A 25,240-nucleotide genomic window follows, 5' to 3' on the forward strand; every position below is an offset into this window, starting at 1 on the left:
AATGGAGAAAGGGAGTTTAGAGAAGCTTATTAGCTAAGTCCAGCTCTTCCCTCGAGATGCTATGTGCTTTGTTTTTAAAGAATTGCAAGGTAACATGTCCACCAAGATCTTCCAAGACCTTCGCTGTATCTGTCACACGTGCAACGGGCACATGCACATCCGGATCACTACTAGTTAATAGAATAGGTGTACCTTGAAAATTGCCTTGATAACGCTGATTAATTAATTGTTGTCCAATCAATCCACCTGTAAAAGCAATAATACCACCATATTTCTTTGCATTCCTTGCCGTATACTCAAGCGTTAGACAGGCACCTTGCGAGAAACCCAGAAAATAGATCTGCTCTTCTAAAACACCATTCACTTTGAGTTCTTCTACAACCTCTCCAATAATGGCTATTGCCGAATCAAGTGCAGGCTGATTATCCTGCTCAGGTGCCATGAAACTGTAAGGATACCAGCTATTGTTAGTAGCTTGCGGTGCGAAGATAGCCATATCATCAATCTTCAAAAAACGCTGAAGTGATATAATATCGGCCGCACTCCCTCCGCGTCCGTGAATCATAAGGATAGCCTTATCCGTTTCATTGAACGGTTTTCCCGCTTTTATAAATTGTTTATCGTGTGTGTACATGTTATTAAATGATGAGTGTTGAACGATGAGTTATGAATTTTTAGCCGTAGCACGGGCAGCGGCGGTTGCAGGAGCTTAAAGCGTACACCTTATACCCTAAACCCAACGCCTTTCTCCGCTTATCCCAAAGAAGGAAGCACTTTTTCCAATTGTTCCCGATAAGCTTCGTATTGCGGCGGCAGTTTTAATCCTTTACCTAGATCTTCCACCGTTTCATCCGTTGCAAAACCCGGATTGTCCGTTGCAATTTCGAAAAGTACTCCCCCTGGCTCCCGGAAGTAAAGTGAATAGAAATAGTTTCTATCTATCTTTTCCGTAATCTGTAAACCAGCTTCCAACACTTTTTGGCGATAATACATTAACACCTCTTCATTTTCTACCCTGAACGCAACATGATGTACCGAGCCGCCTGCTACATGGCCGGCACTTTCACCCGGCGCTTCAACCAAATCAACTAAATTGGCCTGTGCTGCATGATCGGTAATAAAGCGAAAACGGTTAACGTGCTGCTCTGTCAAGCGATAACCCAAAATGTCAGTCAACACCCTTGCTGTTGCTTCTGCCTTATTGGTGGTAATAGTGATATGATGGAATCCCCTTGTAGCTACTAATTCGCCTACTTCACTGGTTGTCCATGGTTTGCGCGTATCTTCATTCTTTGGAACCGTTAGCTCAAATTTAAGTCCATCGGGATCTAAAAAAGTGAGATACTGCTCACCAAATTTTTCTGCCACTTTATTATAAGTTACATTATTAGCTTCGAATCGCTTCATCCAAAAATCCAAGCTTTCCGCAGGCACGGAATAGCCGATTTCGGTAACCTGGCGTGTTCCTCGTCTACCTGCTGAAATCCCGCCCCAAGGGAAAAAAGTCAAAATAGTACCGGGTGTACCAACTTCATCGCCATAGTAAAAATGATAGGTCTCCGGATCGTCGAAATTCACCGTTTTTTTCACTAATCGCAAACCTAGCACACGTGTGTAAAAATCATAATTCTTTTTAGCATCACCTGCAATTGCTGTGATATGGTGTATGCCTCTTATTTGATTGTCCATGTCTTTGTCCTTTCTATTATCTTATGATACAAAGGTCGACATCCCATTGTTCAAAAAAATTAACCTATGACAAGAAATTGTAACGAGTTGAAGTTCTACCTATTTGGAAACCGCACATGATAGCAACTATGTTTTTGCTTTTTCATATAATACAGAACTTGCCTGCTCTTTATCTGTGCTTTCTAATACAATCACCATCGGTTGACTAGGCTTGTGTTTCAGGTGAATAAAAAACTCGTTACCATCCGCTTTACTTCGGTGAATTTCTTCGGGAGAATAGTTCCTGTTCGGTTCAGCCAGGTCATAGAGGCTCGCTATATCTGAGCCCGGAGCCAACTTGATTCGCAAGGCACCGGATACCGGTATATTGAAAACAATCAGATAATACTTGCCTGTTTTTCTATGTTTAGTGATATATCCCCAATCTTGCTTCTCCAAGCCAGCGTAGCCGCAATCGTAGATAGCTTCATGATTCACTTTCATCCACTCGCCAATTTCCTTCGCTAATTTGGTTTCTTCAGGACGGATCGCTCCTTGTCCATCCGGTCCGAAGTTAAGTACAAAGTTTCCGTCTAAAGCCACCGACTTGGCCATCATTTCAATAAGCTCTACGCTAGTCTTTACGTGACCACGCCATTCCGAATGATAACCCCATTGATTCTCCGGTATCGTCATGACACAATCCCAATCATTGCCATGTACATCTTCGATGGTATTCGGCAATTTGCGTTCCCACCCTTGTTCGTAATCACCCATCAAATCGCCGTTACTATCGAAATGCCTCCGACCAAATTCATCTGCTCGAAAACGGCTCCCAATGATCAAGCCAGGGCGCATTTCCCTTAGTTCAGCTTCCAGGCTATCGGCAAAAGCCGTTTGTTCTATCCAAGCCTTATCCCACGTTCCATCAAACCATAAGCCTTTCGTACTAGGATAATTGCGTAGTAATTCTTTGAGCTGATTGGCGGTAAATTTTTTAAAGTCCTCGTATGCCCGCTTTTCTTCCCCTGTTTCAGGAATGGCAGAACGGTATCCTTTATGATTCCAGTCTATAATGGAGAAATAGAGGTATACGTCGATTCCTATAGACTCATAAGCCTCCACAATTTCCTTCAGCGCATCTTTTTTGTAAGGTGAGTTAGCGATCGTATAATCGGTATATTGACTTGGCCATATACAGAATCCGTCGTGATGCTTGGTAGTAATAATCACATAACGTGCTCCCATATCTTTAGCCTGTTTAGCCCAAGCTTTTGCATTGAAATTTTGGGGGTTAAACTCTTTATAGAGATTATCATAGGCATCTTTGGGCATATCTTTCCAAGAGCGTATCCACTCGGCAGCACCTGCGTAATATTTCCCATTCCAATGCCCTCCCGGAATGGCATAAAGGCCCCAGTGAATAAATTGGCCTAAACCATAATTTCTCCAAGTTTCCATCTGTGCATCCGTCCGCTTCCCCAAACGATGGGCACCGTGTTCTAGCGTTATCGACGATCTTTTTTCAACCGCACCTGGAAATTGGGCCATTAAGGGCTGGTATAGCCCAAGGCAAAGGAATAAGGTTAGATAGGTTAGTTTTTTCATTTGTTACTTTGTTGAGTAGTTGAATTGTTAAGTAGTTAAGTCATTGAACAAACAACTACTTAACTATTATTACTATTCAACTATTTTTCACTAATTATTAATTCTCCTCTGCATTTAAATCCTTCCGATCTTTTTTAAAGTAAACGGGTTCGGGAATATCATTTGGCTGGAAGGGATTGTAGAAATAAAGATTCTGCTTCCTATATAGCAGCAAGTGTTGTTTTAAGCGTTCCTTAAAAGATGCATAGTCTTTCACGCTCTTATGGCTCCAAGCTGCTTCTGCCAGACCCGCCAGTCGTGGAAACAGCAAATAATCAACGCGGTTTAAATTGGTAACCGTTTCCGTCCAGAGGTTCGCCTGTATACCCAGAACCAGTTTCCTTTGTTCTGTATTTCGAACCAAGCTGTCCACGGAAAACTTATAGACGTTTTCGAGGGGACTGTATAATTCTCCCCATTTCCTGCCGGCACGATGGCTGCTGTCTTGGACAAAGTCAAAATAATAGGGCAACCGTGGGCAGAGAATTGTTTGATAACCCTTATCGAGTGACTTTTGCAATTGTTCCGGCTTATCATGGCGCCACCAACATATAATAGTGCTATCCTTTGGCAAATTAATGTCCGCCATTTCATCCCATACCAGCAGCTTCGCATCCAGTTGGTATACGGAATCGGCCATCCGCTCCATAAAGTAACGCTCCACATCCTTCAATCCCTGTAAATGATGTTTCTTCATTACCTTTTTTATCCCCTCATTTTCCATCCACTTGTCCGATCCAAAGCTCACCTCATCACCACCAAGGTGTAACATGCCGGAAGAAAACACGGCATTGGTTTCCCTTAAAATATTTGACAAAAAAGTGTAGGTCTCTTCCTTTCCCGGATCAAAGGTAAAATCAGGGTGCTGTTGACTTCCACCCCCACTATAGTATGGATAAGCTCGATTAGCGGCTGTAGCATGGCCTGGCATATCAATTTCAGGAATAATTGAAATATTCCGCTTAGCGGCATAGTCAATCACTTCGGCAATCTCTCTCTGCGTATAATAAGCCGCCGGTTTCAGCGGATTATTGTGATCACCAATCCCTCCGATCAGCGCCAGTTTGGGATATTTTTTGATTTCCAGTCGCCAAGCAGGTTCATCCGTCAGATGCCAATGCAGCTTATTTAATTTATAAAAGGCCATCCAATCGATTAAATCCATTACCTTTTCCTTTCCGATAAAGAAACGTGATTCATCCAACATCAATCCACGCCAGGGATATGCAGGTTCATCCTCAATTTGCCAAGCGGGGATTGACAACTTGTTATTGCTAATATCAATGCCACTAATTAATTGAACCAAGCTGGATGCGCCATTAAAGGCTCCGGCCACCGAGTTAGCCTCAACAACAATGTTCCGTTCTGTTATCCTCAAACGATAAGCCTCCTCTGCCATATTTTTCTTTTCTGCTAATCTTAAATGAATGCCGGCAGTGCACGACATTTTTTTGCTGCTCCGGGCCAAGGGTAAAAACTTCAGACGTAGCAACTCATGTTGCAGATAAGAAGCCACCTTCTCTAATGCAGGGTCCTCCACCCATAGCGGCGTATTCACATCCAAGCTAAATATACCTGCTTCAAGATCTGCCTTTAGTGGTGCAGGGATAATCGGGCATCGTTGCTGCGCATAACTTGGAAATGTTAGGGCTAAAAACGCAAGCCAGGTTAAAAATCGGTTTGTCATATTCGTTTATAGTTGAGCTGTTGAATAATCGAGTTGTTAAGTAGCTTATTACTTAAACAAGCAACAATTTAACTATTTTTTACCTACTAGCAAACCAACCATTACCGCGTAAGTCGCATGCCACGTCCACCGCCACCTCCACCAAATTGGCGTAAGTTGTAAGTGAAGCTTAATAGGAAATATTGTTGCAATATATTCGATTGAGAATCCTCAATATAGCGTTCCGTAATATTTCGGGTAATCTGTGTATTACTGTTAAGCAGGTCAAAGGCAGTAAGCGTTATCTCTGCTTGTTCCTTTTTAAATAGCTTTTTACCGATGGAGGCATTCCATAGAAGAAAACTTTGGTCATAGCCGGCAGCAAGGCCGGTATTGTAGCGATAGTTTAAACTGGAAGCTACGCGCAATCCCTTCCAGAAAATATAAGTAATATCATTTCGTATCTGCTGATTGTATGAATTATTGCTTAGATCGCGGTTACTGTTATTCCGAACCATATTATAATTCCCGCTATAAGAAAGACTAAAAATAATCTTACGGCTAATATTACTGTTAATACCGATACGTTGATTAATACCAAAGGTATTCGTATGTGTGACCAGTTCATTCAATATACCTACATCCCGATTATGATGCACGGTCGTATTAGCATTCAAGTTAATTTTCAAGGCTTCAATAGGAATACCAAAAGAGCTATTGGCACGCACACTATAATACCCATTTACATTAACCGGACGGGTAAATTGCGCCCCCTTGCCCAACAACACATTGTCCAATATAAAGGTATCTACCGCTGCTATAATCGTCGAATTGACAATGCGATTATTGGTAAGTTCACCATTCACACCAACTGAAAAGTTAGCTCCCGACTCTCTATTTACACTATTATAGTGCAGGGAGAAGGCATGTCTGAACTCTTGCTTTAGGTTGGGATTGCCCCCTGTAATATTCAAAGGGTTCTGGTTATTCACTACATCTTGCAATTGCAAAACATTTGGCGGATTCGTGGATGTATTGTAGTTGAAGCGTACACGTCGATCACGTGAAAATCGATACATGAGGTTTGCATTCGGCAAATAGTTAACGAATTGATGAGACGCGCTCGTTACCTCCGGAAAAATCCGGTCATTTGCCATTTTCGCCTGTTGATAGTCGATCCCCAAATCAACTAGAAAACTTTCCGAAGAATATTGGTAGTTGAGCCCTGCCCCGTAAAATTTATAATCGTTCCTGAATTCATTAGAGAGTTCCCGATTCAACTCACTGTACTGACCCGTTTCCAATAAAAAGTCATACATTCTTCGATCGGAATAGCTATTATTACTACGGTAACTCGCATTTCCCATCAGTCGGGCATGCGCTCCGAAAGGCTCCGTATAAGTAAGTCGCGCATTCCAAAGCGTGCTGTTAGAACGACTATCATTTCGATTATTGACTGTATCGGATCGGCTCATCGTACCGCTATCATAGAACGTATTATAAGAAAGGGCAAAGGCTTCGTTCGTGTTTCGGTTGTAGTTATTCTCCAGATGCGCAGAAACCGATCGGCCTTCACTACTTAAGCGCAAACCATAGTCAATACTACCTCCCAAGGTAAACGCATGGTTATTTCCTCTGTTTTCCCTATCGGACGTATTGATCAACTGTTGTAAAATGTCCTGTGTACGCGTATTGTTGGTATTCGTTGTTTTCCCACTATTGAAATTGATACGTGGATTAACCGTTAAACGTTGCGTTGAATCACGCTTGTATACTACTCGTATGCTAGCGGCATGCCCTTGATTAGTTCGATTGGTTTGTTGCGAAGATATATTAAACTGGTTGGCCTCATCTGCCATAAGTACCTCCCGATTCGCTGTTCGAATTAAATCTTTATCGGACGTATTAAAATGATAATCTGCATTAAACTCCACCTCCTTCCACCACGTATTATTGTAATTTAGAGCGATTCGATGATTGGGGCCAATCCCTCCACCGCTGCCACCGTCGCCTCCCCGGCCTCCCCTACTGCTCGCTCCAACGAGCTCATTGCTCGAAAAACTTCCCTGATTGATATTGTTGGAAAGAATATTTCCACTAATTCGGCGGTCGCCCTTAAAAGCGTTCAGAAAACCGCCTGTATTATAGCGCTCCTGGTTACCGATAGCTCCCGCCATACGCCCGAAATAGCCACGCCGTTTCTCCGGTTTCGTGACAATATTAATGATTTTACGTCTGTTCCCATCGTCGAAGCCGGTTAGCTTTGATTGTTCGCTCTTTTCATCAATCAATTGTATTTTATCAATTACATCAGCAGGAAGCGTTTTTAAAGCTACGGCCGGATCGGAGCTGAAAAATTCTTTTCCATCTACAATTATTTTCTGTACATCTTCACCTTGTGCTTTAATTTTTCCATCCGCGTCAATTTCTACACCCGGGATCTGGGCAACTAGTGCATCGGCGTCAGCGTAAGCTTCCGTTTTATAAGCGGCGGCACTAAATTCGGTGGTATCCCCCTTTACCAACACAGGTGGAGGAGCGACCGTAATATTAACCGCATCAAGCATCGTAAAACTGGTTGTCAATGGAAACTTTAATTCCAAGTCTCGATCCGCTATTTTTATCCTTCGCTTGCTTTGTTTATAGCCGATATAGGTTAATAAAAGAGTATAGTCAGCGCTCGGCAGTTGATCTATTACAAAACGACCGTTCACTTGCGCAACTGCTTGCTTGATTATGGAGTCTCCGGTGTTCAACAAACTGATACGGGCGCCCTGCAGCCCGATACCATCAGCACTATCTACGACAGTACCGATAATCTTATGTTGGGAAAAGCCGGAAAAGAATGAAAAGCAAAAAATAAGGCAAATAACGACTCTTAAATGTATCTGACGCATTTATCATAAATTGGTTTGGATAAAAAGGGATGTCATAAATCGTCGGATTTGCCGACTCATTTAGACATGCCCTCCATTGCCTACCCGAGGCTCTATCCAGAAAAATTAATGTTCTGTTTGTTTTAGTATAATGTAAGACAGAATCTTGCTTTTATAGTTTAATCGCCACTTAATTGTTACATTTTTTTGTTAAACTCGATTTTACTTTCTCTTTTGGAAAAAGGATTAAATCAGCCCCTGAAAACCGGTATTTTAATTCGAAAAAGGTAAATTTGAAACTAAAAATTAGCCTGAATTTATTTAAATGCTTAGCTTCACTCTTATGAAATACACGAGTATACTCGTTCTCATTTGCACCATGCTGTGCAGCGTGAGTTCGGCGCAAGAGCAAAGAAAAATATTCTACTTTCTCTCACCTGATAGCTTACTAGGCGTTAAGGATAGTCAAGGCAACATCATCATTCCCGCCATACATTACTTTCTTCCCATTGCATATGATGATTTTAGCTTGCCTATTCAGGATAGCATTATCATGCTGGTTCCAAAACGTTCCCATCACTTGAAAGATCCCAAGCCTTATGGTTTGGCTTATGATAGAAATGGAAAAGTACTATACGCTCCTTACCTATTCGACAACGGCCCTGATTATCTAGAGGAGGGGCTTTCTCGCTACGTCGAAAATAACAAAATAGGTTTTGTCAACCGCTATGGCGAAAAAATAATTAAGGCGCAATGGGATTGGGTTAGCCCTTTCGAATACGGTATCGCTCGAGCTTGCAACGGTTGCACTATTGACTATAGCCAAGATACCGAGCACCCTCGCTTAGACATGTCGAATGCCAGCACCTTTTATATAGACAAAAAAGGTCGAATCTTACAGGCCCTGCCCGAAAAATCATCTGAACAAGACCAAGCGATAGATCGTGTTTATCTGCCCTATCAATTTAGCTACAATCCATTTGAAGCTAAATTAATAAAGAAATTAGATAGTCAAGCCCTCATCAGCAAAGCTTATTTTGCAAATTATTACAACCGCTTAACGGAAAGGGAAAAAAATCTTCATTTTGAGATTGTGGAAAAACCGAGCAAAGGCTTCCCTTATTATGTGATCAATGCTTTCCGCTACGACGCCAATGGCTCTTATCACAGGATAGACAATCCGGATCTATTGTTTTACGCAACGGGAAGCGGCGATGTTTATCAAGTACCCTATGGAAATTTAGCAGAGAAGATGTCCTTAAAGGAATGGCTATCGAATTATGATGCAGCCGCCCGTCGTTACTTAAAAGAGCACCCCGATGCTCCCAATAGGTATCAATAAAAAAGGCCGCCTCAGAAAATTGTAGGCGACCTTACCAAACACATATCTTCTCAATTCGTTATTGGTTGTTGGTTGTTAGTTATTCGTTGTTAGTTATTAGTTATTCGTTATTGGTGATTTGTTGTCAGTTGTGAGCAGAAACGCTCCTAAGGGCAATACTACTTAACTACCAAACTAATCCCCTACTCAACGTCTCAAACACTTAACTACTTAACGACTCAACCATTTCCCCACTAACTCGAGCGTCTTCCTGCATATCCTTTAAAAATTCGTCTAATTGCGTTTTTTCCACGCCCGGCATGCAGACAACATGGCTGCACCCATTTTCAGTTGCTAATTGCCATTTTTGACGCAAGTGTTTCGAAGGTTCCGGAAAAACGACTGTAATAGCCGAAGGGTTTCGCCAAGCTTGGATTCCCCGGTCCAATAGTTGGCTTTCCAGATAGGTTGCCATCGTAAGACTTTCCGTTGCCCTTCGTTGAAGTCCCTCGCGTCCCAGTTTCTTTATAGCATACCATAAAAAGACGGGACTATGACCATTTCTGCTCCCCGTGATGGTTGTATCCACCGTTCCAATATAAGGTATGGCCTTTCCAATCCGTTCTTTATAATTCCTTTTTACCAATACTAGTCCACAAGGAATGGGGGAGCCAATAAACTTATGCCCACTGATGGCCAAACTATCGGCTCCATGACCGAAGTCGAAACCCGGTTTTAAATTTAATAACGCACTGTATACCCCGGCTAAAGCGGCATCGCAATGGATATAATAATTTTTAATTGCCGCCATTCGTAGTCGACTTTTTATTTCCACTAGGTCATCTTTGGCCTCTGTCATCGTTGTACCGATATTGGCAAAAATAATAGCAGGCTGATCTCGATGCATGTGTAGCATTTGCGCCAAATCGCTATAATCCATCTCTCCCCGCTCATCGGTTCGGATGACAATACTTCGCAAATTAAGGAGCTGAATATTTTTTTGAACGCTATAATGGGTCGCTTCCGAATAATAAACGATTCCGTTTGGATAAAGCTCGCGCGCCACATACAACCCATATAAATTCCCTTCAGAACCGCCATTTGTTACATAGCCCCACCAGTTGTCGGCGGGTGCTCTGAACAGATCAGCAAAGAAAGCTAACACTTCCTGTTCCAACGAACGTGAATTAAGATCATAGGTAGATTCTACCAATGGATCGCCTATATTATTTAAAGGAAGTTTCAGTAAGGGATATAAGTCTGAATAATCAAAATCGCGGGCAATGGGATATCCCAGAAAATATGCTGCGCGCTCTTCTGCCCTTTGCATATAATTTGTCAGTCTTTCTTGATCGATAGCTTGCAAACCCATGTCGTTTTAATATTTTGCAAAACTATCACTATAAAAAATTATAATCTAACTTTATTTTCATATCAGAAAATAAAACGGAAAATAAATCGATCATCAGAATTAAATACTTTTTATCTAACTTTGCGGCATTGAAATCAGTAAAAAGCTATGACTGATAGAATAGATAAGATGGATGCTCGTATTTTGAACATTTTACAACGGGATGCATCTTTAGGTGTCAAAGAAATTGCGGCGGAGATCGGTTTAAGTGTTTCTCCCACTTTTGAGCGCATAAAGCGCTTGCGAAAAGACGGTTACATTGAGCGTTATGTGGTGCTTGTCAATCGAGAAAAATTAGGGAAACATCTTTTAGTCATCTGTACGGTGACCCTTAAACAGCAATCGCTGGAAACCCTTAAGAATTTCGAAGAGGCGGTTAATCAATTCAGCGAGGTTTTGGAAATCATGTGCATTGCCGGCAATCACGATTATTTGCTAAAAATTGCCGTAAAAGATGTAAAGGACTACCATTTATTCGTAATGAAACATCTATCCGGCATTCCAAACGTCGCAAATGTAAATAGCAGCTTCGTACTAAAGGAAATAAAAAAAGAGACCGCCCTCGAAGTAAAAATTTGATACGACCTTTTTAGCAGTTCGCTTTTTTTCACATCTCCTTAGTCTTCAATTGGCGAGATATAAGGCCAGAGCTTCAAAAATAATTTTTCGGACTCTCTATCATGAAAATGATCCTCGAGGCAAAAGACCTCCCCTTCATTTCTTGCGTCAGGACCTACGGTTGCCGGAACCTCGCCATGTACTTTCTCCAACACCTCTACCAGGCATTCACTTAAAAAGGTGGTAGGATGTCCATTCTTCTTTAAATCAGCAAAGTCTTTATAAGGAGACAGCTGTACATTGGTAATTGACATCAAAACTTTTGCTACGTTATCCAATTTGGGGCCCATAATCTGCTCAAAATCCACCTCTCCCGACTCCAGGCATCGGCAGTCAATGGAAGAAATTAGAATGGTGAGTTCCAAAAATGCTTCCGGATTCTTTTCCCATTCGGGGTGATAGGACATCAATATGCGAATTAAATCGATTTCTCTTAACATAGCGTTTTCGGTATAATTGGTTCAACAATCGTTTTCTTTGCTTTTTGGAAATAGCATATAACGGATAACCAAACTTACTAATCTATGTTGAAGATTCCAAACGAACTTATTCACATTGAAGTATTTACAAAAATAGCGCTATACTTTAAATTTGTTAAGCAGTATGGGAACCTTATAAAACAAAAGCCACATTCGCATTGCAGAATGTGGCTTCAGCTAAAAATTAAATAATTTATTCGCTATAAGGGACACTGAACATATTACTTACTCTGCCAGTAGGTGTTACAATTATATAGTTCAAGTTAACCGGTTTTTCCTTTTTAGCGGTCTTAGGCAAATCGATAGGTCCGCTATAGATATTTCCGGTTTGATCGGCTTTATGGTTATCAAACGTGTAATAAATAGTGCTATTTGCAATAAAAGGAATAATCTCCGCTGTTTTCCTTCCTGTTGCCGAATTCGTACCAAAGCTAATCTTGGCTTCCGGAATACGGAAAAAAACCTTTAATTTCTCTAATTCCTGTAAACGAATCGGTAATCTGTTAGTAGAAAAATCGTCAAAGTTTTGCTTTTCCTTCGCTGTCCATGCAATTTCAGCTAGCGCTAACGCACGCGGAAAGAGCATATATTCCAGCTTATTATTGGTACCAATATACTCTGTCCAAAGATTAGCTTGTACGCCTAAAATATGCTTTTGCTCTTGGGCGTTCAAGGATTCAGGGCGAGGATGGTAGCTATACACGCGTTCCAAGGGCAAAAAACCTCCGATAGCTAAAGGCTCTGTGCTAATGTCCTTCGCCTGATAATGGTCTATATAGAGATGGCTATTCGGCGTCATAATGACATCATGGTTCATTTTAGCGGCGGCAATTCCACCCTCTTCACCTCGCCAGCTCATAACCGTTGCATTCGGCGCTAGTCCTCCCTCTAATATCTCATCCCAGCCTACTAAACGTCTATTGTGTTGATTCAAAAATTTCTCGATCCGGGTAATAAAGTAACTTTGTAAGCCGTGTTCATCTTTCAACTTATTTTTCTTGATTAGCTTTTGTGCAAAGGCAGATTGCTCCCAATGTTCTTTTGGCACTTCATCGCCTCCAACATGGATGTATTGACTAGGGAAAATATCCATTACTTCAGTGAACACATCTTCCAAAAATTTGAATGTTTCTTCTTTTGGGCAGAAAATATTAGGATGTACTCCCCAAAAGCCTGGCACTTGATAAGTCGTATCCTTGCAACCAAATTCAGGGTAAGCCGCCAGGACGGCCGTACTGTGCCCTGGCAGCTCTATTTCCGGAATCACCGTGATTTTACGATCAGCAGCGTACTCAACCAAATTCCGTGCCTCTTCCTGCGTGTAATATCCGCCATGTTTTATACCATCATAAATAAAGGGCTTGAAATCACCATACTGACCAATGATGCTGGAATCGCGCCACGCTGAAATTTGGGTCAGCTTCGGATATTTTTTGATCTCTAAACGCCACCCCTGATCGTCCGTCAAATGCCAGTGTAATCTATTAAATTTAAAATAAGCCATTAAATCGACGATTTTCTTCATTTCGTCCAATGAGAAGAAATGTCGGGCGACATCAATCATTACCCCTCTATAACCAAATTCAGGCTTATCTGAAATCGTTACCGACGGAATCTGTAAACCACCATTATGTTGTTCAATTAACTGTAAAATGGTTTGAAGCCCATAAAACATACCGCTGTTATCGCCTTTGATCTTTATTGAATTTTCAGTAACATTCAACTGATAAGCTTCCGCTTCCGTCTGACTGTTCTCTATCAAAATATATTTGCCACTAGGCTCTGAAACGACTGGCAGACGTAGATGGTAGCGGTTCGATAGCATTTCGTTGAACAGGTTAAAGGTTTTCCGAGTCGCTTCATCCTTTGCTACTAATGTCGTTTGGTTATCCAGTTTAAAGACACCCACTCCAGATTGAATAGACTGAGGCTTTGGGATAAGCGCGTAATTTCGCTCCTGAGAAAAGACACTGCTCAAACAAAAAAAAGTGATTAGCAGTGTAATAAATTGTTTTAGCATATTTATTTGTTGTTGGTTATTAGTTATTAGTTTTTTGTTGTTAGTCGTCTGGTTTTTTACCATCCCGAGAGATGTCACGCATCCTCTAGAGAGGCAAATTTTTAATTTATTTATGTGACTGCCTCGCTCAAGACTCAGCCCTAGCTTCAGCTCGCAGAGACGCTCTTATGTAAGTCCTTACTGGTCTGACCGGAAAAGCGCTGAAATAAAAAGGAACCCTTTGGTCTTACAGTTAAAGACTTTTCTCGTTTTTGACTATTTACCATTCCTACGGAAGGCGGGCCATCGCTAAGGGAGGCAGGGTTTTATTATTTTGACTTTTAACTTTTGAATTATTGATATCTTGTTTGTCTTTCTAAGGCATCAATGAGCCCTCCGGGGTTTTTACTTTTTATTTTTGAATTTTTACTTTTTACTTTTTACTTTCCCTACCATACACCTCCAGCTCCGCAATACTGAATGCCGGTTTATCATTGTCGAATACCGACTGTTTAGCAAGCAATTTGACATATCGGCCAGTTACTTTTTCCACCAAAGCGGTATATTGTAAAATGGGGTTTGCTTTGACATTAGAAAACTCACCGGTCACAGCCAATCTCCAATCTTTTCCATTATCACTAACATAGTATTCATATTTTTCAACTGTACCGATGGATTTCCCATCTTGCCGTGGCAGGTAACCAAATGCAGATATATTCTGTTTGGAGCCTAAGTCGATTACGATTGCATTCTTATCCGTCAGGAAAAAAGTTTGATCATCATTGTCAAAGGCTTTTTCAGCTGCACTCGATTCGCTTGCCCAGTTGGCCTTTTCCAAGCCCTTACGTTCACCATGCTCCGGTCCTTTAAGCGCTCTTGGTTCGGCGAAGAGTCCGACATCACTCAAAGCAATACTAACGGGAGCATATACTTTTAGTCGCAATTTACTTGTTGAAATCGATTCGGGCATGCGAATAATACGATTAGCTCCTATGCTTGTTGCGTTAGCCGCACGCACCCAAGCGCCATCTTTCCATTTATCTACCAAAACGCTATCAATTCGTTGGCCTAATTTTATGTTTTCGCGTAATCGAATGATATTAAATGTTTGCGGTTTTAGCAGTTCGATTTCGAGATCAGCTTGGTGAACGTCATCATCCGTAGCCCAATAGCTATATCGATCTTCATCCGTTAGGCGCTGCGGCCCATAGTGTTGATCATTCGCATTCCGTACATTAGAAGCCTTCAAGCGAGCCCCTTTGATTAAATTTTTATCAAAAACTTTCTTTAATAATGCACCAAATTCTTTTAATACCTTCACATCGTTTTCATGCAAGAGACCATCCGTGTTCGGCGAAAGCCCCAAGTCAAAAGCGCCACCTCTTCCAACACTTTTACAGTATAAGTCGAACAACATGGCAGGAGTCTTCACTTGATCGTCTTGTGAAGCGTGATAAAACCAGCCCGGTCGCAAAGGCACATCGCACTCCGTAGGTATCCAGCTTTCACCATTTCTTGTTCCCGTTCCCAAATTGCTGTCATCCATGTAACCTGGCATCGGTGCCTTACCTTCTTTACCTACAAGCGTTATGGTCGACCAGCTAGTTTCCGAAGCAACTCCCTTTTCATTCCCTACCCAGCGTACATCCAGACCGATATCGCTAAAAATATTTGCGTTGGGTTGCATTGCTCGCGTTATTTTCCACGTGTTCATCCAATCGTAGTAAGTCGATTGGTCAACTTTTCGCTTTTCTTTTTTGCCGCCGTAATAACCATCTCCCCCATTGGCGCCATCATGCCAACTCATAAAAAGTTCACCATAATTGCTATAGAGCTCTTTCAGCTGGTTTCGATAAATACTAACATATTCGGGCGTGCCATAAGCAGGGTTGTTTCGATCCCAGGGCGAACAATAAACACCAAACTTCATCCCCAGTTTTTGAGCTGCTAGTTGAAACTCTTTCACCATATCACCTTTACCCGCTCGCCAAGGGCTCTCGCTAATATTATATGCCGCTGTTTTCGTGGGCCATAAGGCAAAGCCATCGTGGTGCTTAGCGACAGAGATTATGCCCTTAAATCCACCTGCCTTTGCGGCCGCAACAATTTGCTCAGCACTGAATTTTTTTGGATTAAAAATAGCCGGATCAGCATCTCCGTAACCCCACTCTTTATCTTGAAAGGTGGTTGGCGTAAAATGGATGAGACAATACATCTCCGTTTCATGCCATGCGAGCTGGCGTTTAGTGGGTAATGCACCATAGGGTTTCGGCGCATCATCGAAATCCTGAGCGATGCTGTTTACTCCAAACAGACATGTTGCAATAATGGTTAAAAGGCTTTTTCTGCTGTACATACTTACAAACATAAATGCTATCCAAAGTTAAACATTCAGGATTATTAGCATTATGTTCTGCTATATTAGCTATCGTGGATATTGGTTATCGGTTATTCGTTATTGGTTATTGGTTGTTCGTTGTTCGTTATTGGTTATTGGTTGTTCGTTATTGGTTTCTGGTTATGGGGTACTTTTGTGAGAACAAGTTAGTATCAAGTATTAGGACACCTGCCTGTCGGCAGGCAGGTAAGTAAGTATCAGGTATCAAGACGTAGGTATCAGGATAAGTAGAAAAGAGATTCATCACTCATAATTCCTGCCTACCGGCAGGCAGGCAACACTCATCACCACATAACTATTTCCCTACTCAACTACTCAACAACTTAACTAATCAACAACTTAACTGCTCAACAAATAAATCGCTAAGCTTCGCGGGCCATGGGCTCCCAGTACTAAAGACTGTTCAATATCCGCCGTTTTTGAGGGTCCCGCGATAAAAGCTCCGAAGGGATCGACGCCTAGCCCCATCTTCTCATAAGCCTGGTGCATATTATTTACGATCTGGTTTTTCGCGACAAGCAGCACCAAATGTTGACAAATAAAAGGCAGTACACGTATAAGTGTTTCCGGAACCCATAGTGCGCTATTTTCGGCGACACCCAACTGCGCAGCCATAATAGCTATATCAACATCTTCCAAGCTATGCGGATTGAGATCGGCGTCAACAATCTGTTCGGCTAGGTTTTCCATTTCAGGCAAGGTTGACACAATCCGTAAAGATTTCTCAATAGACCACCTTGCCTGCACTTCGGGAATATAGGTCTGCAAAAGATGATCTTTTACCGCTTCCAGGTTCGTCGCCTCCAGGACACTGGTTCCGACAGCTTTTGCAACATCCGAAAATTTCTGTACCGGATCGTCGTATACCGTTGGGTTTTCAACCGGAGCGGGTAATGCTACTTCATCCAACTGCGCTGCCTTAATGGCTTGTAATATTTTGTCTTTACTTGTCATTTCGTAAGGTTGTAAGTTTTAAGTAATAGGTTTTAAGTTCACCGTTTTTTCTCAATCGTGTTTAAAAAAACGTATTACCTATAACTTATAACATAAAACTCATCTATTTCGCTCTTTATACCATTCACTAAAAGATTGCTTAGGAGGCACCGGCATCTCACGTCCTTTATACCATGGGTTAAGACTGTTATTTACCGTAAATGGCGCGTACTTAAGCGTAAAACGCCCCATTTTTCCTGCTAACCTAAATTTAGTGGGCGACGCCAAAGTGGTTGCCATCAGTTTCATGGCCATTGTTTTTTTCTTATCGGTATATCCCGCTTTTACCAATTCTTGTCGCCACTTGTACAACTGGTTATGGATATCTATTTTTACAGGACAAACATTGCTGCATGAACCGCAAAGCGTTGACGCAAAGGGAAGGTCAGCAAATTTTTCCATATCCAAGTTAGGCGCCAAGATGGAGCCTATAGGGCCTGATATAGCGTGATGGTAGCTATGGCCCCCGCTGCGTCTATATACCGGACAAGTATTCATACAGGCGCCGCATCGAATGCATTTCAGCGAGTTTTTAAAGTCAGGTCTGCCGAGTTGCCGGCTTCTCCCATTGTCCACTAAAATAACATGCATTTCCTGTCCCTTCCTTGGCTTTCTGAAATGGCTTGAATAGGTGGTAATAGGTTGCCCTGTCGCACTTCTTGTCAACAAACGGAGGAACACGCCCAAATGAGCCCGCTTTGGAATCAACTTTTCTATGCCCATACTGGCAATGTGTATATCAGCAAGATGAGCGCCCATATCTGCATTACCTTCATTGGTACATACCACCATTTCTCCTGTCTCTGCAATCGCAAAATTCACTCCCGTCAATGCCGCCTTGCGTGTAACAAAAACGTCCCTTAAATGCTGTCGAGCCGTCTCCGTCAAAATCTGCGGATCTGATACACCTGCTGCCGTTCCAAGATGCTCGTGGAAAATATCGCCGATTTCTTCTTTTTTCTTATGAATGCAAGGTAGTACGATATGGCTGGGCATTTCTTTAGCAAGCTGAACAATCCGCTCACCTAAGTCTGAATCAATTACTTCAATCCCATTGTCTGCCAAGTAATCGTTCAAATGGCATTCTTCCGTCAGCATAGACTTACTTTTTACCATCCGATCGATGCCATGCTTCTTCAACAACTCGCAAACAATTTGATTATGTTCACGCGCATCTGCCGCCCAATGAACCTGCACGCCATTTGCCTGCGCGTTTTTTTCAAACGCTAGCAAATAATCCTGCAAACGGGATAGCACATGGTTTTTAATTTGAGAAGCGGTGTTCCGTAACTCCTCCCATTCCGGGATATCGTGCGTTAATCGATCACGTTTTGACCGAACGAACCAAAGCGTTTGATCGTGCCAATCGACTCGAGCTTCATCTTTATTAAAGATATCCGCTAATGCGGCGTGTTTCTTTTGTTGTGTTTCCATATGATTGCGCTACGCTATAAGCTTTATGTTATTTACAACGTATAACTTATTACTCCTGCCTACCGCAGGCAGGTAAAACTCCTTCGGTTTTAAACTCGCTATCATTACCTACTGACTATTCAATATCTCGGCAATATGTATCACTTTGGTAGCACTTTTATGTCTACGAAGAATACCTTCCATATGCATAAGGCAGGACATATCCGCTCCTGTTATAAACTCAGCTCCGTGCCGCAAATGATCGGCCACGCGATCTTTACCCATTTTTACCGATACGGCTTCTTCTGCTACACAGAAAGTTCCACCGAAACCGCAACACTCGTCCTTCCGATCCAGTTCAATTAGCTCGATATCTTTTACCATACTAAGCAGTTTACCGGGTTTTGAAAAGGGCTCGGCAGTTAGTTCGCTCATCTGCGAAAGCATCAAGCCCCGTTGCCCGTGACAACTTTGATGCACGCCTACACGGTGCGGAAAACGGGCGTCCAGCGCTGTTACTTTTAAAATATCAGTAAGGAACTCGGTTAATTCATAGACACGTTCGCGAACCTCGTTGCTTATTGTAGGAGACTGATCCGAGTGCAGGTGATCTTTTATGTGCAAGACACAGCTTCCTGAAGGTGAAACTATATAATCATATCCCTGAAAACGTTTGATAAAATTCTCATTACATCCTCCGGTAAGGTGCTCATAGCCTGAATTGGCCATTGGCTGTCCACAACAGGTTTGTCCCTCAGGATAAGAAACCTTCACCCCTAGCTTTTCTAAGAGTTCAAGTGTCGCTCGTGCTGCTCCCGGATAAAATTGGTCTACATAACATGGTACAAATAAGGCAACCTCCATGTGTTATTTTGTTTAGTTAAAAAGGATAGAAATACAAAGTAAAGAACTTTCAATATAGCTTCATTTTGCGATCTTTACTATTTATTAAGCTATCTTTACTAGGTTTTATCACCCCTCCATAAAATCAAAACAAAATAACGCATTCTTTTCCAAACAACTGTCATGGTCAGTCCGCTTTGCTTAGGTATTAAGACACCTGCCTGCCGGTAGGCAGGTAAGTATCAGGTAGCAAGACGCCCTATTCATCACTCATTTCAGCTATTAGCTATCAACATTAGGTGTTCGATATTTGACTTAAGTCTGGCAACGTAATTCATCACTCATAGTTCATAACTCAACACTCATCACTACTTAACTACTTTCCTACTCAACAACTTAACTACTCAACTATTCCACCATTCTTCCCATAAATGGATCGCTTTTTGAGTCGGCGCCCGTTTCCACCCTGCCCGCATAGCGTCGCTCAAATGTTGGCCGACCCTTAATAAACAAAGAAAAGTCGTACCAACCGTAGCTTTTTGATGTATCCATAACGATCTTGACAATTTCGTTATTTTTTATTTTTTTTCGAATTAGGCCTTTACCGTACGACCAATCCTTCAGTTCCACTTCCAACCCTCCTTGGGTCCCCATTAATTGCAGTTCGATATTGCCAGTCAGCTGTTTCGCATCTTTTTGTCTTTCATATAGGCATTGTACCGAAATCACATCATCCATTTCGGTGCCTTTCAGCTCGCGAAAAAAGCCGTTAGGCCCATAAATCTGTAAATGATACTGCTTATTTTCAAAACGGTCGAACGGCCATTGGTAGCTTAGTCTACCCCCCGCTTTCACAGCGAAGGCCCATGTTTTTACTGCTTCCCATATTGGTTGGCTCCTAGCGCTCTCTTTCAGGTATTTGTCGGGAGCATAAACATTAAAAGCTACACCAGCGGCCCCTTCACCGAAAATCTCATCCGCTGCAAGAAAAGTAAGTTCAACAGCCTTTGAATCTACCAGCCTCTCTTCAACATAAAGCTCATAGGGTAAAGCATTCGAGTTTTTTATACCTTTCTCTTGTTGGGGTAATAAAGGCGAATTAAAAGGATGTTTATTAATGAACGCAATCTCATCTTGCTTCAGTTCCTTAAAGCCCTTTGGCAAGTCCTTCACTTTTGCTTTATAGATCGATTGTACAAATTCATTGCGTTTCACAGCACCAGGTAAGGATAGCGTCTCCCCGTTGTAAGGGCGGAATGCGGAGGTCAGATCGCCTGTAATAGCGCGCCGCCAACTGCTAATATTCGTCTCCCTAATTGGCTTTCCTATTTTCTTCTCCAAGAACTTTTCCATGAAACGAATCGTAGAGGTAATATCACAAAGTTCGGAGTTAACCCAGCCCCCACGTGTCCACGGAGATGCAATGATCAATGGTACGCGATATCCCAAACCAACGGGACTTTCCCGAAGGTCATCTTTATCCATTCCATCTCGTTTGCGTTCCTCTTCCATACTCACATATTCATCACGCGTATCCAAGCCTTCTGAAACCGCACCACTGTCGATATCATTAGGGTTAGGAGCGACAAACGGCGGCACATGATCAAAATATCCATCGTTTTCGTCATAGGTAAGCATAAAGATCGTTTTCTTCCAGACTTCGGGATTTCTGGTGAGGATATCCAACACTTCGGACACATACCATGCACCAAACCAAGGTGAACTGGGGTGGTCCGAAAATGCCTGGGGTGCCACCAACCACGATACGGTTGGGAGCTTCCCGGAATTTACATCCGCTCTAAATTGATGTAGGATATCCCCTTTCTGCACTTGCATTTTCTTTTCCTCACCCCCATCAATATAGGAAACTTCCTCAATATTGTAATAGTTTGGATCGTTGATATTGGTGGTAAAGGCCCTTTGGTGTAACTGTTGTTCAAAGCTGCTGAGCTTTGCAAAATTCTCGGGATTATACTTGGCCAACTCCTCTTTATATTTGGACAGCTGTTCTCTTTTTTGGTTCAATTTCTTTTTGAGGCTTTGTACTTGATTCGGTTTCGTTTTCTTGATCTGTACCTCCAACTCCGTAATCTCTGCCGGCAATTGCTCCGACCGTTTTGTCAGGAATCGATGATGACCGGTGCTGAAACGTACGTGATATTGTTTAAACCACTCCAAATTGTTATCGGTAAAATTGGACAACCAATATTCCCTGTCGCCTTCCAACTCAGTCTGTATACTCAATTCATTCTGATATACCCGCCAGCTTACGCCATGTTCCTCCAATCGTTCAGGAAAAGTCTTCCAACTCACTTCCTTATTATAATAGACGTCTGAGTTTCTCACATTCGCCTGCTCGCCTGCCGCCCCTTTCAGCGTTCCACTCCAGAAGAAAAGGCGATTCGTTGTTGTACCCGTCAGGGACGAACAAAAATGTTGATCACAAACAGTGAAGGCATCTGCAAAGGCATAATAGAACGGGATATCTTCGCGGTTAAAATAACCCAGGGTAAGAGGCATATTCTTGTATGCTTTATTTCCCGATTGCTTTGCCTTCAACCATCCATCATACTTACCATTGTTCCGAGCATCCACTTGATTTTCCCATGAATGCGGAAGGCCTCCCATCCAGGTGGATTTTGTTTCCTTCATATTGAGCCGAAATGGCGCATAGGTATGCCCTGCCGGGTCCGACTGCAACCAAACTAGGTTTTTATTCGGCAATCTGATCGCTCGGGGATCGTTAAACCCACGTACGCCTTTTAATGTTCCGAAACAATGGTCAAATGATCGGTTTTCCTGCATGAGCAAGACGATGTGCTCAGCATCATAAAAAGTACTACCTGGTGCAGGATTAATATCCAAAGCTCTTTGTAATGACTTTGGCAATGCATTCCACAGACCTGTACTTCCCGCTAAAAATGCGGCTTTCTTTATAAAGTCTCTTCTATTTTCCATTTTATTAGCTATAAGTATCAAGTATTAAGACAGCCTTTTGAGTTATGAGTTGCCAGTTGTGAGTTGCGAGCACAGAATTTGGTATCAAGATGTAAGTAGCAAGACATAGGTATCAGGATAAGTAAAAAGTAAAAAATAAAAAGCGATTTATCACTCATTTTAGCTATTAGCTATCAACATTAGGTGTTCGATATTTGACTTAAGTCTGGCAACGTAATTCATCACTCATAGTTCATAACTCAACACTCATCACTACTTAACTATTTCCCAACTCCCTATTTACTACCTACCAAATGCCAGGCTTTGGGCTTGGTAAAGGCCCGTAGCCCCTGATGCGAAAGTGTCGAACCAATACCAGAATGCTTTCTACCACTCCAAGGAACTGCTGCACTTACGCGATCGCAACAATTCCAATAGGCAGAGCCGGCATCAATTTTTTTCAGTAAAGAAACGGCGCGCGCTTCTGAATCGGTATATATACCTGCTGTTAATCCATAATCAGTATCCTGCATCAGCGATAAGGCTTCCTCATCCGATCTTACGCTCATGATTCCTATGATAGGACCAAAACTCTCTTCTTTCATGATAAGCATGTCATGTGTCACATCAACCAATATTGTTGGCTCAAAGTAAAACCCTTTCCCATCAATGGCTTTACCCCCACAAAGCAATTTCGCGCCTTTTGCTAATGCATCGTTAACTTGCGCTTCCAATATGTTAATTTGTAGCTTTCTCGTTAACGGGCCGAAGTAAACATCATCATCTAATGGATTACCCACTGTCCATGCCTTTACCTGCTGTACGAAATAATCGAGGTATTCATCATAAATGTCTTGATGGACATAAATTCGTTCGACCGAACAACAACTCTGTCCATTATTATAAAAGGCACCATCCGCTGTTGCTTCTGCTACTGCTTTTATGTTGCTGATATCATTGGCGATGTAAAGCGGATCTTTTCCGCCCAATTCGAGCTGACAAGGCACCATCTTTTGAGATACCTGTTCGTAGATATACTTACCGGTATGATATGAGCCCGTAAAGAAATAACCGGCGAGCTCCATATCTAGCATCATTTTTCCCACTGGTCCATCACCAATCGCCAATTGAAAGACGTGATCCGGTACGCCTGCTTTTTTTAACAGCCTATCGATTTCTAGTCCCGTCAGCGTCGCATATTCAGACGGTTTGTATAATACCCCATTACCGGCTATCAGGGCGGGCACAAACACATTTACCCCTACCAAATACGGATAGTTCCAAGCGGAAATATTTCCGATAACACCTAGAGGCTCATAGGATATGCATTCGCGCACCGTCCCATTTTCCTGCATGAGCTCATCGCTCAGATAGCGTTCTGCATTTGCAGTTAACCAATTAATTCGGCTTATCGCACCTTTAATCTCATTTTTTGCTTGTTGCAACGGTTTACCGGTTTCAGCTGTTAATATTTCAGCAAGAGAGGCCGACTCAGCCTCCAAAAGTGCCGCGAACCGGATAAGCGTATTTATCCGCTCTCCTAATGGCAGCTGGGCCCAAATCTGTTGAGCTGCAAGTAGCCGCCTATATTTCTCTTCTAACGTAGTAGGAGAATCTACCTGTACAGTAGCAATTACCTCCTCAGTTGCTGGATTAATGATATTCATTTTGTTAAGTAAAAAATTCAAAAGTAAAAAGTAAAAAAGCGATTCATCACACACTTTAGCTATCTACAATCAGCGGTCAGTTTTCAGTCGCACAAGCCTTTCTCACAACTTATCCAGCTTTCAGATATCAGCAGTCGGCTTTCGTTAGTGTAACCGTAACTGCTACTACACTAACCCCTCACAAAAAAATTTCATACTGATGTCTCGACTCGCCTCCTATTATCCCAATCACACCACTCGACATGACGAAAAAAACTCGCAACGGGTAATTCACAACCAGCAACCAGCAACTCACAACTCTAAATTCATCACCTGCAACTCACTTCAGTGAGCATCTCTTACGTCCTATGAAACCCCTAGACACTACTCACTATTAACTACTAACTATTAACTACTTAACTTCTACCAAAAAAGATTCCCTGATATTTTCCACAAAGGGATTTGAAGCATCTTCCATTCGTTCGGGATGCCATTGTACCAGCAGTAAGAAGGGCTTCCCTTTAGCATCTGTTCGTTCCAGCGCCTCTACCACACCGTCTCGGGTAACAGCGGAAGCTACCAGGCCTTTACCTATCCGATCTGCACTTTGATGATGCAAGCTGTTAACTACACCCTCGCGAGCCCCTGTTATTTTAAATAGCAAGGTGTAGGGATCCACATTGATCGAATGGTTGGGAAGTGAGCCGTTGGGTAATTTAGCATGACCAAATTTTCCCCAAGAAGCTAGATCCGGAATCAGCGTCCCTCCATAATACACATTAATTAGTTGCAAGCCACGGCATATCCCTAAAATTGGAAGTTCACGTTTCTCAGCCAATCGCAGCAATTGCCATTCAAAAGCATCACGCTTTTCATCGAAATCAACGGGCACACAATAGGAAAGATATTCTAATTTGTTGTAGTATTTAGGATGTACATCCTCTCCTCCCGTGAAAACTATCGCCTGACAGACTTCAACCTCCTTTAGATTATCCAAACTATATCCCAGACGAATAATCTCTATACTAGCATCGGCCCCCTTTATCCAATTGGCATAGAGATCGTACATTCTGCCATCCGTCATTCCTATGATTTTTTTGTTTTGCATCGCTTTGCTGTTCGTTGTTAGCTTTGGGTTAAGTAGTGCTTTCCAATAGTAGTTAAATAGTTTAGTCGTTGAATGGTTAAGTAGTTATGACGAATTATCGACCAATTGACTAATTATTAAGCTATAAGCTTTAGGCTAGCACCCATTTTGGTATCAAGACACTAACTTACCGGCAGGCCAACAAATGCCGAGACAGCTTTATTGTCTTATGTCTTGA

The 25,240-nt window shown here is 42.2% G+C and carries 16 protein-coding genes and 1 pseudogene; 2 read left to right on the forward strand and 15 right to left on the reverse strand.

The features are described from left to right. Nucleotides 1-16: 16 nt before the first annotated feature. The 5 genes from FKG96_RS00075 to FKG96_RS00095 all read right to left on the reverse strand — a co-directional run bounded on the left by FKG96_RS00075 (nt 17) and on the right by FKG96_RS00095 (nt 7,878). Nucleotides 17-634 carry an alpha/beta hydrolase gene (locus FKG96_RS00075; protein WP_013663951.1) on the reverse strand — a complete coding sequence of 206 codons (618 nt, stop codon included), beginning with the start codon at nt 632-634 and terminating at the stop codon, nt 17-19. Between the two features lie 119 nt (nt 635-753). Continuing rightward, nucleotides 754-1,689, reverse strand: coding sequence for a ring-cleaving dioxygenase (locus FKG96_RS00080; protein WP_149104979.1), 936 nt, complete (start codon nt 1,687-1,689; stop codon nt 754-756). A gap of 126 nt (nt 1,690-1,815) precedes the next feature. Continuing rightward, on the reverse strand, nt 1,816-3,276 hold the full coding sequence (locus FKG96_RS00085) for an alpha-L-fucosidase (protein ID WP_130858101.1): 1,461 nt from the start codon (nt 3,274-3,276) through the stop codon (nt 1,816-1,818). A 97-nt stretch (nt 3,277-3,373) separates the two neighbouring features. Then, the gene (locus FKG96_RS00090) at nt 3,374-5,002 is read right to left on the reverse strand and encodes a beta-N-acetylhexosaminidase (protein WP_130858102.1); all 1,629 of its coding nucleotides are present in this window, start codon (nt 5,000-5,002) and stop codon (nt 3,374-3,376) included. 101 nt (nt 5,003-5,103) lie between these two features. Beyond that, nucleotides 5,104-7,878, reverse strand: a complete 2,775-nt coding sequence (locus tag FKG96_RS00095) for a TonB-dependent receptor (protein ID WP_149104980.1) — start codon at nt 7,876-7,878, stop codon at nt 5,104-5,106. 322 nt (nt 7,879-8,200) lie between these two features. Between FKG96_RS00095 and FKG96_RS00100 the strand changes: the two genes are divergently transcribed. Continuing rightward, nucleotides 8,201-9,199 carry a WG repeat-containing protein gene (locus FKG96_RS00100; RefSeq protein ID WP_165447062.1) on the forward strand — a complete coding sequence of 333 codons (999 nt, stop codon included), beginning with the start codon at nt 8,201-8,203 and terminating at the stop codon, nt 9,197-9,199. A gap of 202 nt (nt 9,200-9,401) precedes the next feature. On the opposite strand, the gene FKG96_RS00105 is transcribed toward FKG96_RS00100, so the two are convergent. Continuing rightward, nucleotides 9,402-10,550 (reverse strand): histidine decarboxylase, encoded by a 1,149-nt coding sequence (locus tag FKG96_RS00105; protein WP_130858105.1) that lies wholly within the window; start codon nt 10,548-10,550, stop codon nt 9,402-9,404. 147 nt (nt 10,551-10,697) lie between these two features. Between FKG96_RS00105 and FKG96_RS00110 the strand changes: the two genes are divergently transcribed. Beyond that, entirely contained in the window at nt 10,698-11,168 is a 471-nt protein-coding gene (locus FKG96_RS00110; protein WP_130858106.1) for an Lrp/AsnC family transcriptional regulator, read from the forward strand. 38 nt (nt 11,169-11,206) lie between these two features. Here the strand turns inward: FKG96_RS00110 and FKG96_RS00115 are convergent, their stop codons facing one another. The 9 genes and pseudogenes from FKG96_RS00115 to FKG96_RS00155 form a co-directional block, all read right to left on the reverse strand. Continuing rightward, nucleotides 11,207-11,647: a hypothetical protein gene (locus FKG96_RS00115; protein WP_013663958.1), complete on the reverse strand. Its 441-nt coding sequence runs from the start codon at nt 11,645-11,647 to the stop codon at nt 11,207-11,209. 232 nt (nt 11,648-11,879) lie between these two features. Further along, nucleotides 11,880-13,706, reverse strand: coding sequence for a beta-N-acetylhexosaminidase (locus tag FKG96_RS00120; protein WP_130858107.1), 1,827 nt, complete (start codon nt 13,704-13,706; stop codon nt 11,880-11,882). Between the two features lie 412 nt (nt 13,707-14,118). Further along, complete coding sequence (locus tag FKG96_RS00125; protein ID WP_242627385.1) at nt 14,119-16,041, reverse strand: alpha-L-fucosidase; 1,923 nt, start codon at nt 16,039-16,041, stop codon at nt 14,119-14,121. A gap of 381 nt (nt 16,042-16,422) precedes the next feature. After that, nucleotides 16,423-17,037 carry an LUD domain-containing protein gene (locus FKG96_RS00130; RefSeq protein ID WP_013663965.1) on the reverse strand — a complete coding sequence of 205 codons (615 nt, stop codon included), beginning with the start codon at nt 17,035-17,037 and terminating at the stop codon, nt 16,423-16,425. A gap of 99 nt (nt 17,038-17,136) precedes the next feature. After that, nucleotides 17,137-18,510 (reverse strand): lactate utilization protein B, encoded by a 1,374-nt coding sequence (locus tag FKG96_RS00135; RefSeq protein ID WP_013663966.1) that lies wholly within the window; start codon nt 18,508-18,510, stop codon nt 17,137-17,139. A 108-nt stretch (nt 18,511-18,618) separates the two neighbouring features. Continuing rightward, the gene (locus tag FKG96_RS00140) at nt 18,619-19,353 is read right to left on the reverse strand and encodes a (Fe-S)-binding protein (protein WP_130858110.1); all 735 of its coding nucleotides are present in this window, start codon (nt 19,351-19,353) and stop codon (nt 18,619-18,621) included. A gap of 387 nt (nt 19,354-19,740) precedes the next feature. Further along, a complete protein-coding gene (locus tag FKG96_RS00145; RefSeq protein ID WP_130858111.1) occupies nt 19,741-22,290 on the reverse strand; it encodes a phosphocholine-specific phospholipase C in 2,550 nt (849 codons plus the stop codon). A gap of 275 nt (nt 22,291-22,565) precedes the next feature. Then, nucleotides 22,566-23,936, reverse strand: coding sequence for an aldehyde dehydrogenase family protein (locus FKG96_RS00150; RefSeq protein ID WP_149104981.1), 1,371 nt, complete (start codon nt 23,934-23,936; stop codon nt 22,566-22,568). Between the two features lie 391 nt (nt 23,937-24,327). Then, nucleotides 24,328-25,029 (reverse strand): annotated as a pseudogene (locus tag FKG96_RS00155) (gamma-glutamyl-gamma-aminobutyrate hydrolase family protein); the annotation flags it as partial. Nucleotides 25,030-25,240: the final 211 nt, after the last annotated feature.

The sequence above is a fragment of the Olivibacter sp. LS-1 genome, from assembly GCF_008245145.1.
Taxonomy (GTDB): Bacteria; Bacteroidota; Bacteroidia; order Sphingobacteriales; family Sphingobacteriaceae; genus Olivibacter; species Olivibacter oleidegradans.

Bases quoted from the DNA above. Each gene is read 5' to 3' on its own strand.
- FKG96_RS00085 (WP_130858101.1), bottom strand. From the start codon at position 3,276: ATGAAAAAACTAACCTATCTAACCTTATTCCTTTGCCTTGGGCTATAC.
- FKG96_RS00105 (WP_130858105.1), bottom strand. From the start codon at position 10,550: ATGGGTTTGCAAGCTATCGATCAAGAAAGACTGACAAATTATATGCAA.
- FKG96_RS00075 (WP_013663951.1), bottom strand. From the start codon at position 634: ATGTACACACACGATAAACAATTTATAAAAGCGGGAAAACCGTTCAAT.
- FKG96_RS00145 (WP_130858111.1), bottom strand. From the start codon at position 22,290: ATGGAAAATAGAAGAGACTTTATAAAGAAAGCCGCATTTTTAGCGGGA.
- FKG96_RS00095 (WP_149104980.1), bottom strand. From the start codon at position 7,878: ATGCGTCAGATACATTTAAGAGTCGTTATTTGCCTTATTTTTTGCTTT.
- FKG96_RS00140 (WP_130858110.1), bottom strand. From the start codon at position 19,353: ATGGAGGTTGCCTTATTTGTACCATGTTATGTAGACCAATTTTATCCG.
- FKG96_RS00100 (WP_165447062.1), top strand. From the start codon at position 8,201: ATGAAATACACGAGTATACTCGTTCTCATTTGCACCATGCTGTGCAGC.
- FKG96_RS00130 (WP_013663965.1), bottom strand. From the start codon at position 17,037: ATGACAAGTAAAGACAAAATATTACAAGCCATTAAGGCAGCGCAGTTG.
- FKG96_RS00135 (WP_013663966.1), bottom strand. From the start codon at position 18,510: ATGGAAACACAACAAAAGAAACACGCCGCATTAGCGGATATCTTTAAT.
- FKG96_RS00150 (WP_149104981.1), bottom strand. From the start codon at position 23,936: ATGAATATCATTAATCCAGCAACTGAGGAGGTAATTGCTACTGTACAG.
- FKG96_RS00125 (WP_242627385.1), bottom strand. From the start codon at position 16,041: ATGTACAGCAGAAAAAGCCTTTTAACCATTATTGCAACATGTCTGTTT.
- FKG96_RS00115 (WP_013663958.1), bottom strand. From the start codon at position 11,647: ATGTTAAGAGAAATCGATTTAATTCGCATATTGATGTCCTATCACCCC.
- FKG96_RS00120 (WP_130858107.1), bottom strand. From the start codon at position 13,706: ATGCTAAAACAATTTATTACACTGCTAATCACTTTTTTTTGTTTGAGC.
- FKG96_RS00110 (WP_130858106.1), top strand. From the start codon at position 10,698: ATGACTGATAGAATAGATAAGATGGATGCTCGTATTTTGAACATTTTA.
- FKG96_RS00080 (WP_149104979.1), bottom strand. From the start codon at position 1,689: ATGGACAATCAAATAAGAGGCATACACCATATCACAGCAATTGCAGGT.
- FKG96_RS00090 (WP_130858102.1), bottom strand. From the start codon at position 5,002: ATGACAAACCGATTTTTAACCTGGCTTGCGTTTTTAGCCCTAACATTT.